This is a genomic window from Nocardiopsis sp. CNT312 (genome assembly GCF_000515115.1).
Classification (GTDB): domain Bacteria; phylum Actinomycetota; class Actinomycetes; order Streptosporangiales; family Streptosporangiaceae; genus Nocardiopsis.
This window is the reverse complement of sequence record NZ_AZXF01000035.1, coordinates 1-13,162: the sequence shown is the minus strand read 5'-3', so window position 1 is coordinate 13,162 and position 13,162 is coordinate 1. Positions and strand designations below refer to the sequence as shown.

At 71.9% G+C, this 13,162-nt stretch carries 11 protein-coding genes; all 11 read right to left on the bottom strand.

Features of this window, described 5'->3' with window-relative positions; genetic code table 11:
- Positions 1-20: 20 nt before the first annotated feature.
- Positions 21-503: a MarR family winged helix-turn-helix transcriptional regulator gene (locus B042_RS0115575; protein ID WP_028649096.1), complete on the bottom strand. Its 483-nt coding sequence runs from the start codon at positions 501-503 to the stop codon at positions 21-23.
- Positions 504-659: 156 nt separating this feature from the next.
- Positions 660-1,886 (bottom strand): aspartate aminotransferase family protein, encoded by a 1,227-nt coding sequence (locus B042_RS0115570; protein WP_028649095.1) that lies wholly within the window; start codon positions 1,884-1,886, stop codon positions 660-662.
- 446 nt (positions 1,887-2,332) lie between these two features.
- On the bottom strand, positions 2,333-4,822 hold the full coding sequence (gene pheT, locus B042_RS0115565; protein ID WP_028649094.1) for a phenylalanine--tRNA ligase subunit beta: 2,490 nt from the start codon (positions 4,820-4,822) through the stop codon (positions 2,333-2,335).
- Positions 4,822-5,940 carry a phenylalanine--tRNA ligase subunit alpha gene (gene pheS, locus B042_RS0115560; protein ID WP_028649093.1) on the bottom strand — a complete coding sequence of 373 codons (1,119 nt, stop codon included), beginning with the start codon at positions 5,938-5,940 and terminating at the stop codon, positions 4,822-4,824. Before pheS ends, pheT begins: the two co-directional genes overlap by 1 nt.
- A gap of 169 nt (positions 5,941-6,109) precedes the next feature.
- Positions 6,110-7,342 (bottom strand): PAS domain-containing sensor histidine kinase, encoded by a 1,233-nt coding sequence (locus tag B042_RS0115555; protein WP_028649092.1) that lies wholly within the window; start codon positions 7,340-7,342, stop codon positions 6,110-6,112.
- Positions 7,343-7,766: 424 nt separating this feature from the next.
- Complete coding sequence (locus tag B042_RS0115550) at positions 7,767-8,615, bottom strand: RNA methyltransferase (RefSeq protein ID WP_028649091.1); 849 nt, start codon at positions 8,613-8,615, stop codon at positions 7,767-7,769.
- A gap of 15 nt (positions 8,616-8,630) precedes the next feature.
- The gene (rplT, locus tag B042_RS0115545; protein ID WP_028649090.1) at positions 8,631-9,002 is read right to left on the bottom strand and encodes a 50S ribosomal protein L20; all 372 of its coding nucleotides are present in this window, start codon (positions 9,000-9,002) and stop codon (positions 8,631-8,633) included.
- 145 nt (positions 9,003-9,147) lie between these two features.
- Positions 9,148-9,342: a 50S ribosomal protein L35 gene (gene rpmI / locus B042_RS0115540; RefSeq protein WP_028649089.1), complete on the bottom strand. Its 195-nt coding sequence runs from the start codon at positions 9,340-9,342 to the stop codon at positions 9,148-9,150.
- A 175-nt stretch (positions 9,343-9,517) separates the two neighbouring features.
- Positions 9,518-10,084 (bottom strand): translation initiation factor IF-3, encoded by a 567-nt coding sequence (infC, locus tag B042_RS0115535; protein ID WP_255342351.1) that lies wholly within the window; start codon positions 10,082-10,084, stop codon positions 9,518-9,520.
- A gap of 381 nt (positions 10,085-10,465) precedes the next feature.
- The gene (locus tag B042_RS0115530) at positions 10,466-11,308 is read right to left on the bottom strand and encodes a shikimate dehydrogenase (protein WP_028649087.1); all 843 of its coding nucleotides are present in this window, start codon (positions 11,306-11,308) and stop codon (positions 10,466-10,468) included.
- Between the two features lie 15 nt (positions 11,309-11,323).
- Positions 11,324-13,162, bottom strand: a 1,839-nt coding sequence (mltG, locus tag B042_RS26615; protein ID WP_028649086.1) for an endolytic transglycosylase MltG, incomplete at its 5' end; no start/stop codon positions are given.

The following is a 13,162-nucleotide window of genomic DNA, read 5'->3' as shown; positions in this document are numbered from 1 at the left end:
GGTGCCGCGCGGGAGGGGCGTCACTGGGCGGCGCTGTCGCGGAGCGTGCGCATGAGGGCGGCCAGATTCCGGACGCCGTCCGCGCCGAGGGCGGCGAGGAGGTGTTCGCGTAGCCGCCGCACGTGCTTGTCCCGCACGGCGTCGATGAAGGCCAGCCCCTGCCCGGTGAGGGTCGCGTACACCACGCGGCGGTCGGTGTCGCAGGCGGCCCGTTCCAGGTAGCCCTCGCGTTCGAGGCGGTCGGCGAGCTTGGTGAAGCCGCCCGTGCTGAGGCTGACCTCGCGGGCGAGGCGGCTCATGGGGAGGCGGTGGCCGGGGGTGCGCTGCAAGCGGATGAGGACCTCGAACCAGGGTCCGGCCATGTCCCGGCCGTCAGGGGTGATACCGCGCAGCAGCCTGGGTTCCAGGAGGTTGACCGCCTCGTGGACCAGCCCCCACGCGGTGATGAGGTCGTCGTCGGTCGGTTCGGCCTGTGAGAGTGCGTCCGTCGCCTGCGCGGCCATGTCCCGTCCCCGTCCTGGATGGGTGTGACGCCCAGGCGCCTCACACACGAGAAGTATCTTCCCAGAAAAGATTACTCGACGGTCGGCAGGCTCCCCGCGCGGATGTAGCTTCGACCGTGTCCCTGCCCTCTGCGCAGAGCACAGGGACACGGCCGACTAGTGGCGTGCGGCTACCGCGTCCAGCGCCGCGGACAGCGTGGAGACCAAGTGGTCGATCTGCTCCCACGTGATGGTGATCGGCGGTGAGACGAGCAGCGCGCGGGGCACCGGACGCAGGATGACCCCGCGGGCCCTGGCCTCGGCGAACACCTCTGCGGTGGTGATCCCCCGCTCTGTCAGCGCCTCCTCGGTGAGTTCGACGGCGCCCATGACCCCCACGCCCGAACGCACCTCGGCGACCAGCGGATGGCCGGCCAGGGGGCGCAGGGCGCTGTCCAGGTGCCGTTCCACCTCCAGGGACACCGTGAACAGGTCCTCGCGCTCCAGGATGTCCAGGTTGGCCATGGCTCCGGCGGCACACGCGGGGTGACCGGCGTAGGTGGTGCCGTGGATGAACGGGTTGCCCGCCTCGTTCCAGAAGGGGGCGGCCACCGTCCCGCTGACCACCACGCCGCCCAGCGGCATGTACCCGCTGGAGACGCCCTTGGCGAAGACGATCATGTCCGGGTTGACACCGAAGCGCTCGATGCCGAACCAGTTGCCCATACGGGCGAAACCGCAGATGACGCTGTCCACGATGAACAGCACACCGTACTTGCGACAGACCTGCGCGACCTCGGTGAAGTAGCCCTCGGGCGGAAGGAACACGCCGCCCGCGCCGATGACCGGCTCGGCGAAGAAGGCCGCCACACGCTCCGGGCCCACCCGAAGGATCTCGGCCTCCAGAGCGGCCGCCGAGTCGTAGGGCACGACCGAGGTCTGCTCGATGAGCGGACCGAACCCGGCGCGGAACCGGTCCATGCCGATGATGCTCGTACCGAAGCCGTGCAGTCCGTGGTAACCGCCGGTGCGGCTGATCAGGTGGGTGCGCTCGGGCTGGCCGAGCACCCCCCAGTAGCGCCGGGCCAGCTTGGCCGCCGTGTCGATCGACTCACCGCCCCCACAGGTGAGGATCACCCTCGGGTCGTGGACGGGCGCGTGCGCCGCCAGGCGCTCGCTGAGCTCCTGGGCCGGGCGGTTGGTGAAGTCACCGTAGACCGTGTAGGCGTCCAGGGTCATGAGCTGCCGGTGGACCGCGTCGGCGATCTCGGGCCGGCCGTGCCCGACGTTGCTGTACCAGAGGCTGGACGTACCGTCCAGATACCGGTCACCGGCGGCGTCCCAGAGCCATACGCCCTCGGCACGTTCGACGACGAACTCCGGGCCACTGGCAACGGTGTTCATATCGCAGAAGGTGTGCCAGAGGCGGCTGGGCTGCCCGTGTTCCTTCTGGACCGGTACGGACGAGACAACCGTTTGGGTCATATGGCGACCTCCGAGCCGTGTCATGCGCATGAGCGCAGCGGAAAACTCAGGTTGAATCCGACCCCCACCCGGGCGCCCAGGTTGTGTCAGGTGCTTGCAGGCTAAGTTCTCCACCCGTCGCGGGGCAAGAGACAGAACGAGCCTTCATGCCCGGAAACCTAAACTTCATGCGGACCGACTCGGGCCGTGGCGGCCGAAACCCCTTCCGTACAGGCAGAACGGGTCGAAAATCAGTGGAAAATAAGTTCTTCCGATCAGCGGTTTCGCAACACACCGGCCCCTGGAGACAGCGCACGCCATCCCACCGACACGCGGGCGGCCCCCTCCCCGTGCTCGGGGAGGGGGCCGCCCGCGACCGCGGACCGTCAGGCGCGCTGGACGGCGCCCGTGTGCTCGACCGCGCTCGCCACGGCCGCTTCACGCGCGGCACCGGTTTCCTCAGCGGTCAGTGTCCGGTCGTGGGCACGGAAACGCAGGGTGAAGGCGACGGACTTGCGCCCCGGGCCCGCCTGTTCCCCCGTGTAGACGTCGAACAGCCGGATGCTCTCCAGGAGCTCTCCCGCGCCCTGGGCCAGGGCCGCGCTCACCGCGCCGACCGGTACGGACTCGCCGACGATCAGGGCTACGTCCTGGGTGGCCACCGGATAGGTGGACACGCGCGGTGCGGTGACCGCACCGCGAGCGCGCTCGATCAGGTCGAGTTCGACCTCGACGGCGGCGGTGCGCTCGGGCAGCGCGAACGCCTTCACCGTGCGCGGGTGCAGTTCACCGGCGTGCCCGACGAGCAGGCGCTCGCCGCCGGAGCGCACGTACAGCGCGGCGCAGCGTCCGGGGTGCCACGGCGCGTGCTCGTCGGCCGCCACCTCCAGCTCGACCCCGGCTACCCGGGCGATGTCGCGGGCGGCCTGGATCGCGTCGGCCCACAGGGCCTCCCGTCCCGGACCCCACCAGCCCCGGCGCTCGACGGCCCCGGCCAGGACCGCGCCCACCCGGCGCGGCTGGTCGGGCAGCGCCGCGTCGATCAGGGCGAGCTCCTCGGCGCTGGGTCCGCGGTCCACGGGCAGCAGGGGCGCACGGGTCGCTCCGGGCTTGGGCCGGTAGACCAGGCCCGTCTCGAAGAGCGCGACGTCGGGGAAGCCGCGGCCCACGTTGCGCGCCAGGGTCTTGAACAGTCCCGGCAGGAGCGTGGTGCGCAGCAGCGGCTCCTCCTCGCTGAGGGGGTTGGCCAACCGCATGCTGACGCGGCGGGCGTCGTCGGCCGCCAACTGGAGGCCGTCGAGGTCGCGCTCGCCGACGAAGGGGTAGCACAGCACCTCGTTGTAGCCGGTGGCCGCCAGGGTCCGTCCCACGGCGCGGCGCAGGCGCTGGTCGGCGGTGAGGCCGCGGCCGGAGGGGACCACCGGCGGGATCGAGGGTATGTTCTCGTACCCCTCCAGGCGGATGACTTCCTCCGCCAGGTCGTTGGGGTCGGTCAGGTCGGGGCGCCAGGTGGGCGGGACGACGGCCAAGGCGTCGCCGTCGGCCGCCACCTCGCAGCCCATGGTACGCAGCCACCGTTCGGCGGTCCCCGCGGGATAGTCCGTTCCGGCGACGGCGCTCGCGTGGTCGGCCGGGATCCGGATCGGCTCGCGCGCCGCCGAGCGGTCGACGTGGGTATAGGCGGCCTCGACCGAGGCGCCGCCCAGTTCGGCGAGCAGGCCGACCGCACGGGTGGCCGCGGCGAGCTGCACCGCGGAGTCGACACCGCGCTCGAAGCGGCGGGAGGACTCCGAGGAGAGCTGGTGGCGGCGTGAGGTCCGGGCGATGTGCATGGCCCCGAAGTGGGCGGCCTCCACCAGGACCTCGGTGCTGGCCAGCGAGATCTCCGTGGTCAGGCCGCCCATGACGCCGGCGATGTTGACCGGGCCCGAGTCGTCGGCGATGACGATGTCGTCGGGGTCCAGGGTGCGCTTGACGTGGTCCAGGGTCTCCAGCTTCTCCCCCCGGGCGGCGGCGCGGACCTGGAGGGTCCCGGTGATGGTGGACCGGTCCCAGGCGTGCAGCGGCTGCCCGAGTTCGAGCATCACGTAGTTGGTGACGTCGACAGCCAGGGAGATGGGGCGCACGCCGCTCTGGTGCAGGCGGCGCTTCATCCACAGCGGGGTGGGGGCCTCGGGATCGAACCCGCTGACGCCGCGCAGGACGTAGCGTCCGCACAGCCGTGCGTCGACGGTGGCGGGGCAGCCCTCCCCCGCGGGCTCGGGGACGTCGACGGCGGCGGGGTCGCGCAGGTCCGCTCCGTACAGCGCGGCGGCGTCGCGCGCTACCCCGCGCAGGGAGAGGGCGTAGCCGCGGTCGGGGGTGACGGCGATGTCGAGGACGTCCTCGCGCAGGCCGAGCGGACCGATCGCGTCCGCGCCGACCCCGCCGAAGCCCTCGGGCAGGACGACGATGCCCTCGTGGTCCTCCCACAATCCCAGTTCCGTGGCGGAGCAGATCATGCCCGCCGACGTCTTGCCGTAGGTCTTGCGGGCGCCGATCCGGAACCCGCCGGGCAGCTGCGCGCCGGGCAGGCACACCACGACGAGGTCGCCCTCGGAGAAGTTGCGGGCGCCGCAGACGATCTCCTGGGGCTCGCCGGTGCCGTTGGCCGCTCCGACGTCCACCCGGCAGAAGCGGATGGGCTTCTTGAAGCCGGTGAGCTCCTCGATCGCCAGGATGCGGCCGTAGACGATGGGGCCGGTGATGTCGGAGCCGAGTTCGTCGACGGTCTCGACCTCCAGTCCGGCCAGGGTGAGCCGGGCGGCGAGGTCGCGGGCGGTGACGTCGGACGGCAGGTCGACATACTCCCGCAGCCAGGTCATGGGGACGCGCATCAGCTCTCACTCCCGAACGCCGAGGTGAAGCGGATGTCGCCCTCGACCATGTCGTGCATGTCGCGCACCCCGTGCGCGAACATCAGTGTCCGTTCGATTCCCAGGCCGAAGGCCCAACCGCTGTAGACCTCGGGGTCCACCCCGGCGGCGGTGAGCACGCGCGGGTTGACCACACCGCAGCCGCCGATCTCGATCCAGCCCTCGCTGGAGCAGGTACGGCACGGCGCGTCCGGGTCGCCCACGGACGCGCCCCGGCACGCGAAGCACTCCATGTCCACCTCGGCGGAGGGCTCGGTGAAGGGGAAGTAGGAGGCGCGGAACCGGGTGCGCAGGCCCTCGCCGAACATGGCGCCCACGAAGGCGTCGATGGCGCCGCGCAGGTGGGCCAGGGTGATGCCCTTGTCCACGGCCAGGCCCTCCAACTGGTGGAAGACGGGGCTGTGGGTGGCGTCGAGTTCGTCGGTGCGGAACGTCGTGCCGGGCGCGACCACGTAGACCGGCAGTTCGCGTTCGAGCAGGGCGCGCACCTGCACGGGTGAGGTGTGGGTACGCATGACCAGGCCGGACTCACCACCGTCGGGGTTCTCGACGAAGAAGGTGTCCTGCATGGTGCGGGCCGGGTGGTCGGGCAGGAAGTTGAGGGCGTCGAAGTTGAACCACTCCGCCTCGATCTCGGGGCCCTCGGCGATGTCGAAGCCCATGCCGACGAAGATGTCGGCCATGCGTTCGGCGATGGCGGTCAGGGGGTGGCGGGCCCCGAGCGGCGCGCGGTCCCAGGGCAGGGTGACGTCGACCCGCTCCTCGACGAGGACGCGCTCGTCGCGTTCGGCCTCCAGGACCGCTTGGCGGGCCTTGAGCGCCTGGCCGACGTCGCGGCGGGCACCACCCACGCGCTTGCCGGCGTCGGCCTTGGCGGCCGGGGGCAGGGCGCCGATCTCCCGGTTGGCCAGTGCCAGCGGGGACCGGTCCGAGGCGTGCGCGAGGCGGACCTCCTTGAGTTCGTCGAGGTCGCCGGCGGCGGCGATGGCGGCCAGCGCCTCCTCGCGCATACGGGCGACCTCGTCGGGGTGCAGGGGGGCCACCTCGACCGGGTCGAAGGAATTGTTCGGTGCAGACATGGTTGGTTGCCTCGCCGCCGCGACGGGGCGCGGCGGAAGTCACGGTCCGCCCCGGGGGCGGACGAAGCCGACAGGAACACAGGCGGGTTTCGGGCGGGCCGGGGCGGCGAGGCCCGCGTGCGGGGCCCCGGACACGCTGCGAGCCCGCCGGGGCCGAAGGTCTGAGGGTTCAGACGAACTCGGGAGCCCCGGCGGGCATGGTAAATCGGAACTCGGCGCCGCCGGTGGGGGCGCGCCCGACGGTGATCGTGCCGCCGTGGGCCTCGACGAGGCCCTTGACGATGAACAGCCCGAGGCCGGTCCCGCTCCGGCGCTTGCTGCGCCAGAACTGGCGGAAGACGCGCGGAATGGTCTCGGGCGCTATGCCCTGGCCCTCGTCGCGCACCGACACCGCTGTTCCTCCCTCACACGGCTCGATCACGATACTGACAGTACCAGCGCCGTGCTGTACCCCGTTTTCCACGAGGTTGGCCAGGATCTGTTCGAGTTTGTCGGAGTCGAGCCACATCTGGGGTAGTTCGCCGTGGACCTCCAGGCGGAAGCGGTCCTCGGCGTCACCGGCCGCCACCCGACCCGCGACGACCCTGCGCGCGGCCTCGGGGAGGTCGACGACCTGGCGGCGGATCTCCAGCCGTCCGGATTCTATGCGGGAGACGTCGAGCAGTTCGTTGATGAGGCGGGTGACGCGGTCGGCGTCGTTGTTGACCGTCTCCAGCATGAACAGCTTCTGGGTGTCGCTGAGCCGGTCCCACTTGGCGAGCAGTGTCGAGGTGAAGCCCTTGACGCTGGTCAGGGGCGAGCGCAGTTCGTGGGCCACCTCGGAGATGAGGTCGGTGCTCCTGCGGTCGACGCGGGTCGCGGCGTCCCTGAGGGTGATGACGAGCCGGACCAGGTCGCCGCCCGGCCTGGCCCGCACGTAGCGCGCGGCCACGAGGATCTCACGTTCGCCGGGCAGCAGGAGCGCCCGCTCGGGCTGGCGAACGCGGTTGCGGTCGCCGCCGTAGGGCGCGCTCGCCTGCCACCAGTCGTGGCCGTCGGGGCCGGTGAGGGGCAGGGTGGAGCGGTAGTCGCACCCCAGGGCCGCCTGGGCGGGGACACCCGTCAGGTAGGCCGCTTGGGCGTTGAACAGGACGATGCGGCCTCGCGCGTCGGCGACGACCACCCCGTCCGGGAGGTCGTCTGCGTGCAGGGGCCCCCTGCCGGACCCGCCGTAGACGCCCTCGGCGTCCCAGAGCGCAGTGGAGCCATGGCCCTCCACCCTCACGAAATGAGCGCCCGAATCGTGCGTATTCTCCGTTTCAGAGGGAATGCCGGTACCAGGATCGGTGCCCTGCCCCGGTCCCCCCGAGGCGTGCCCGCCCGTGCCCTCCGCCGGTTGCTCCGCCTGCCGGCCGCTGCCCACGCCTCTTCCCCGCTCCCCTTGAAGATCCACGACCGCCGACCTGCGGGCCGAGGACCGCTGACCAGTCGTGTCCGCCCCTCATCGGCGCACCACCGCAGGTGGTCTACCCTGCTGGTACGCCTGGTGAACCCGCAGGACCGCCCGAGGCGCGCACGGGTGTGCGGGCGCCTACCGAAGGTCCCACAGCCCTGGCACGGGGCCCGTCGGACGGCAGGCGCGGCTCGCCCCCACCGTCAAGCATGCCCGGAGGCGACGGATCGGCACAGGGCCCGACCCGTGATACGGGTGGGCGCACGGCAGGATACGCGGAATCCACATGAGGAATCCGCAGTCGGGCACGACCCTATCGGTCCTGCCGCTCGTGCACGTGCAATCGCGCGTTCTCCAGCGGCCACCGATCCGGACCGGGACGCGGTGGAGGGTCTCAGACCCGTGAACGGCGCTGCTGGCGGGCGGTCGTGTACAGGCACACCGCGGCCGCCGTGGCCAGATTCAGGCTTTCGGCCCCGCCGTAGATGGGGACGCTGACCGCTCCGTCGGTGAGGCGGACCGTCTCCTCCGGCAGGCCCCAGGCCTCGTTGCCGAAGACCCAGCCGACCGGCCCGTCGAGGTCTCCGCCGTCGGCGGCGGTGTGCAGGTCGCGGGGGCCTCCGCCGTCGGCGGCCCACACGGCGGCCCCGCGTTCGCGCAGGAAGTCCACGGCCCGGCCCACCGGGACGCCGACCACCACCGGCAGATGGAAGAGGCTTCCGGCGGAGGCGCGCACACACTTGCCGTTGTAGGGGTCGACGGAGGCGTCGGTGAAGACGACGGCGTCGGCACCGGCCGCGTCTGCGGTACGCAGGACCGTGCCGGCGTTGCCCGGGTCACGCACGTGCGAGAGCACAGCCACCAGACGAACGTCGCCGACCTGTTCGAGGGGGACGTCAACGAAGGCGCAGACCGCGATGATCCCCTGGGGGGTCACGGTCTGCGCCAGCTCCGACATGACGTCGAGGCTGACCGTGTGGGTGGGGACGCCCAGCGCGCGTGCGGCGTCCCCCAGGTCGATGTGGCGCCGCATGGCCTCCGCCGTGGCGTAGACCTCGACCACGCCCGTGGCGGCCCCCTCACGGGGCCGCCCGGCACCGTCGGTGGCGGCGAGGGCCTCCCTCACCGCCTGCGGCCCCTCCGCGAGGAAGCGCCGCTCCCGCTGGCGGAAGGTGCGTTTGGCGAGCCGCCGAACCCCCTTGATCCTGGGTGAGCGGATACTCGTGAACTCGTGGCCCGCCATCGCGCAGTCCCGGCGTCAGGCCGCGTTGGCGGCGGGGAGAGCCTGCTTGGCCTTCTCCACCAGCGCGGCGAACGCGGCCTCGTCGTTGACCGCCAACTCTGCGAGCATACGGCGGTCGACCTCGATACCGGCCAGCTTCAGGCCCTGCATGAGACGGTTGTAGGTCAGGCCGTTGGCGCGGGAGGCGGCGTTGATGCGCTGGATCCACAGACGACGGAACTGCCCCTTGCGGTCCTTGCGGTCCCGGTAGGAGTAGGTCATCGAGTGGAGCATCTGCTCCTTGGCCTTGCGGTACAGGCGCGAACGCTGACCGCGGTAACCGCTGGCGCGGTCGAGAACGACCTTGCGCTTCTTCTTGGCGTTGAGAGCCCGCTTCACGCGTGCCACTGTGACTCCCTCGTTCGTGTGTTCCGGCGCGCCGACCGGCCCGGCTCAGGCGAGCCCGGCGGCCGCGATGGCTTGGGTGGTTCTCCGGCAGCCGTCACCGCGGCACGCACGGCGTGCGACACGGGCGGCGGGAGAAAGGGGGCGGCTACTTGCCGAGGAGTTTCTTGATGCTCTTGGTGTCCGCGGGGGAGAGCACCGCCTCGTTGCTCAGCTTGCGCTTGCGCTTGGAGGTCTTGTGCTCAAGGATGTGGTTCTTGTTGGCACGGCGGCGCATGATCTTGCCGGAACCGGTGACCTTGAAGCGGTCCTTGGCTCCACTGTGGGACTTGTTCTTCGGCATGTCGCCGTCGTCTCCTACTCCGTCTGCGCACCACCCTCGGGTGGTGCGATCGTTGCTCTGGCGGCCCCAGCACACCGCTCGCGCGGTGCTCGCCGGGCCTTCGCGCACAGCCCTTCCCACCACCCGGTTCCCGTTCCCACGGCGACCGGGCGGTGGGGGACCTCCCCTGACGCCGCTACGCCTGTTCGCGCTGTCGGCGGCGGGGCCTGTCCCCTGCCGCAGCACGGGCCTCGGCCTTGTGCTCAGACCGTCGCTTGTGCGGGCCGATCACCATGACCATGTTGCGGCCGTCCTGCTTGGGCTGGGACTCGACCATGCCAAGATCCTGGACGTCCTCGGCCAGACGCGCCAGCAGCCTGCGGCCGAGTTCGGGCCTGGACTGCTCGCGCCCGCGGAACATGATCGTCACCTTGACCTTGTCCCCGCCCTTGAGGAACCGGACGACGTGACCCTTCTTGGTCTCGTAGTCGTGCGGGTCGATCTTCGGGCGGAGCTTGATCTCCTTGATGATCGTGTTCGACTGGTTCTTGCGCGACTCGCGCGCCTTCACCGCGGACTCGTACTTGAACTTGCCGTAGTCCATCAGCTTGGCGACCGGAGGGCGAGCGGTCGGCGCGACCTCGACGAGGTCGAGGTCGGACTCCTGCGCCAGACGCAGCGCGTCCTGCACGGAGACGATTCCGACCTGCTCACCGTTGGGTCCGACAAGACGGACCTCGGGCACCCGGATGCGGTCATTGATGCGGGGCTCGGCGCTGATGAGACCCCTCCCTAGCTTTCTCGGATTACCTGGGACCGGCCGCCCGCCAGGCGGAGGACGGCCTCTCGGTCCGGGAGCCGAGTCCGTCGGACCCCGGACCGCGTCGGGGTCCGCCGAAAAGCGAAAACCCCGCCAGCGTGTGCAAGCGGGGCGATCCGACCGGGCCGTGCGGACGAGGGGCGCTGCGCGCCGGAGTGCGCGAGGGCACTCGACGGACAGGACGCGGCGCTCGTTCGCCGTGGACCTGGACCCGCGCGAGCCGCGCCCGGCGGGTGGGAGGATCATCTCCGCTTGCGGACCCGGTGTGAAGACCGGATCAAGTCGATACGCCTCTCACTCTACCAGCACACGCGGGCCGATCGGTCACCGCGCGGGGGTCGGCGCCCGGCGGGCCAGTTCGGCCTCCCCTGCGGCGCGTACCGCACGTACCACCCCGGCGGGAACGTCCTCGGACCCGGTCATCATCCGGACCTGGGCGATCGCCTGGTGCAGCAGCATCGGGAAGCCGCCGACCACACGCCCGCCCCGGTCGGCCACCGCGCCGGCCGCCACGGTGGGCCAGGGCGCGTAGACGACGTCGAAGAGGTCCGCACGGGAGGCGGCCAGCGGCCCGGTGTGCGCGTCGGCCGCCCCGGAGGGCAGCGAGGACACGATGAGGTCCGTGTCCAGGTGCTCGCCGAGGGCCGAGAGCGGCCCGATCCGCAGCCGGTGGCCGAGCCGGTCCGCCGCCTCGGTGACCGCACCGGCGCGCGCGGTGTCGCGGGCCAGCACGGTGACCGGCGCTGTGGTGCCCATCCGGACCAGCGCGGCCAGCGCGGAGGCCGCCGTGGCACCGGCGCCGAGGAGAACCGCCTCGCGCGGCGTGCCGATCCCGGCCTCGGTGAGGGCCTCGGTGATCCCTTCCACGTCGGTGTTGTCGGCGTGCCAACCGCCGCCCCGGCGGACCAGGGTGTTGGCCCCGCCCACGGCCCGGGCCAGTTCGGTGGAGGTGTCGGCCAGCTCCAGTGTCCTCCTCTTCAGCGGCATGGTCAGGGAGAGCCCCGCCCACTCGGGCCCCAGCCCGGCCACGAAGGCGGCGAGACGGTGCTCGCCGCACTCGTGCATCCCGTAGGACCAGTCGTCCAGCCCCATCGCCGCGTAGGCGGTGTTGTGCAGGACCGGTGAGAGGGAGTGGGCCACCGGAGAGCCCAGGACCGCGGCGCGCACCGGCGCCCCCTTTCCCTACCAGTTGTCCCTGTTCTCGGCGACCATCGCGTCGTGCTCGTCGATCGTGGTGGAGAACCCGGTCTCCCCGGTCTCGGGGTTGATGAGCGCGAAGAACATGTAGGTCACGTCGGCCGGGGCCAGTGCAGCCTCGATGGCGGACTTCCCCGGCGCCACGAACGGCCCGGCGGGGAGCCCGGTCTGGCCGTAGGTGCCGTAGTCGCCCGGGTTGTTCTCACACTCGGTCTTCTGCTCGGGGGTCAGCGCGAGGCCGTGGGTGCCGAGCTGGTAGAAGCACGTGCTGTCCATCTGGAGCGGCCAGTCCGCCTCCAGACGGTTGTGCACGACCGCGGAGATGTTGGGCATGTCCTCCTCGCGGCCGCTCTCGGCCTGGACGATGGAGGCGATCGTCACGATCTCGTTGGCGGTGTAGCCGAGCCCTCCGGCCCGCCCCTCGATGTCCACGTCCGCCGCCACCTGGTTGAACTGGTTGACCATGGTGCGCAGGATCTGGTGGGCACTCGTACCGGCGGCGAACTGGTAGGTCTCGGGGAACAGGTAGCCCTCGGGTCCGGCGGTGGCGTACTCGGGCAGCCCCAGCGCGTCGGTGTCGGCGTAGGCGGCCTCGAAGTCCTCCTCGCTCAGAGCGGTCTGCTCAGCGAGCCGCACGAACATGTCCTCGGCACGCAGGCCCTCCGGGATCGTGATCCGGCCGCCCAACTGGCTGGTGGGATCGAGCAGGATCGCCACGGCGCTCTCCCCGCTCATGCTCTGAGCCAGGGAGTAGGTGCCGGGGACGACCCCACCGTCCGCAGCGTCGAGCGCGTTGAGGAACGCCCGCTCACTGGCCACCACCCCGGCGTCCACCAGGGCCTCGGCGACCGAGGAGCCGCTCTGGCCCTCCTCCACCGTGAAGACGACCTCTCCGGTGCCCCCGCCCTCGAAGTCCTCCGGGAAGAGGTAGCCCACCGCGAGGTAGCCGCCGCCACCGATCACGACGATCAGGGCGAGGACCAGCAGGATCCGCATGCCGCCCCCCTTGCGCTGTCCGCCCCGGCCGCCACCGGAGCGCTTGGCCCGCTGTGCCTGCTTCAACTGCTTGCGCTTGCTGCGGCTGCCGTAGTAGGCGTCGGCGATGTCGTCGAGGGCGGGCTCCTCGTAGTCGTCGTAGCCCTCCTCGAACTCCTCCGGCTCGGGCTCGCGCCGACCGCGCCGACGCCGACCGCCCCGGCGGCCGGAGGGAGCCTCGTCGGGGACGGAGCGCCGCCTCCGACCGCCGCCGCGACGGCGCGGGGGCTCCTCCTCGGCGGGGGCGGACGCGTAGGCGTCCTCGTAGTCGTCGTAGCCCTCCTCGGGATCCGGTTCCGGTTCCGGGGCGGGAGCGGCGGAGTACCCGGGCAGGGGCAGCGAACCGGTGTCGGAGCTGAGACCGCCCCGCTCCGGGGGCTCCTCAGCGACGGGTCCGCGCCTGCGCCGACCGCCGCGGCCCGAGGGTGCCTCGGGTTCGGGCGGGGCCTCCCGCTCGTCCTTCGGCGAGCGGTCCCGCCTGCGGCCGCCGCCGCGGGGGGCGCGGTCCGGGTCGACCACGGAGAACGCGCCGGTGTCGGCCGACCGGTTGACCCCGGGAAAGGAGGCCGAGTCGAAGATCCCGCTGTCCTCGGGGACGTCGGAGAGGAAACCGCCCTCCTCGTCTGGGCTGCGCCTGGCGCGCTTGCGGCGCCCACCGCGGCGGCCCGGGGGCTCCTCGGCCCGCTGGTCGGGCTCCTCCTCGGGGCGGGCACGGCGGGCGCGACGCGGCGGCTCCTCCGGAGCGTCCACGGGCCCGGCCTCCTCCTCGGGGCGGGCGCGGCGGGCGCG

What these genes read in the sequence shown, in the direction of transcription:
- rpmI (WP_028649089.1), bottom strand. Translation starts at nt 9,342, where the DNA reads ATGCCGAAGAACAAGTCCCACAGTGGAGCCAAGGACCGCTTCAAGGTC.
- pheT (WP_028649094.1), bottom strand. Translation starts at nt 4,822, where the DNA reads ATGCGCGTCCCCATGACCTGGCTGCGGGAGTATGTCGACCTGCCGTCC.
- B042_RS0115550 (WP_028649091.1), bottom strand. Translation starts at nt 8,615, where the DNA reads ATGGCGGGCCACGAGTTCACGAGTATCCGCTCACCCAGGATCAAGGGG.
- B042_RS0115570 (WP_028649095.1), bottom strand. Translation starts at nt 1,886, where the DNA reads ATGAACACCGTTGCCAGTGGCCCGGAGTTCGTCGTCGAACGTGCCGAG.
- pheS (WP_028649093.1), bottom strand. Translation starts at nt 5,940, where the DNA reads ATGTCTGCACCGAACAATTCCTTCGACCCGGTCGAGGTGGCCCCCCTG.
- B042_RS0115575 (WP_028649096.1), bottom strand. Translation starts at nt 503, where the DNA reads ATGGCCGCGCAGGCGACGGACGCACTCTCACAGGCCGAACCGACCGAC.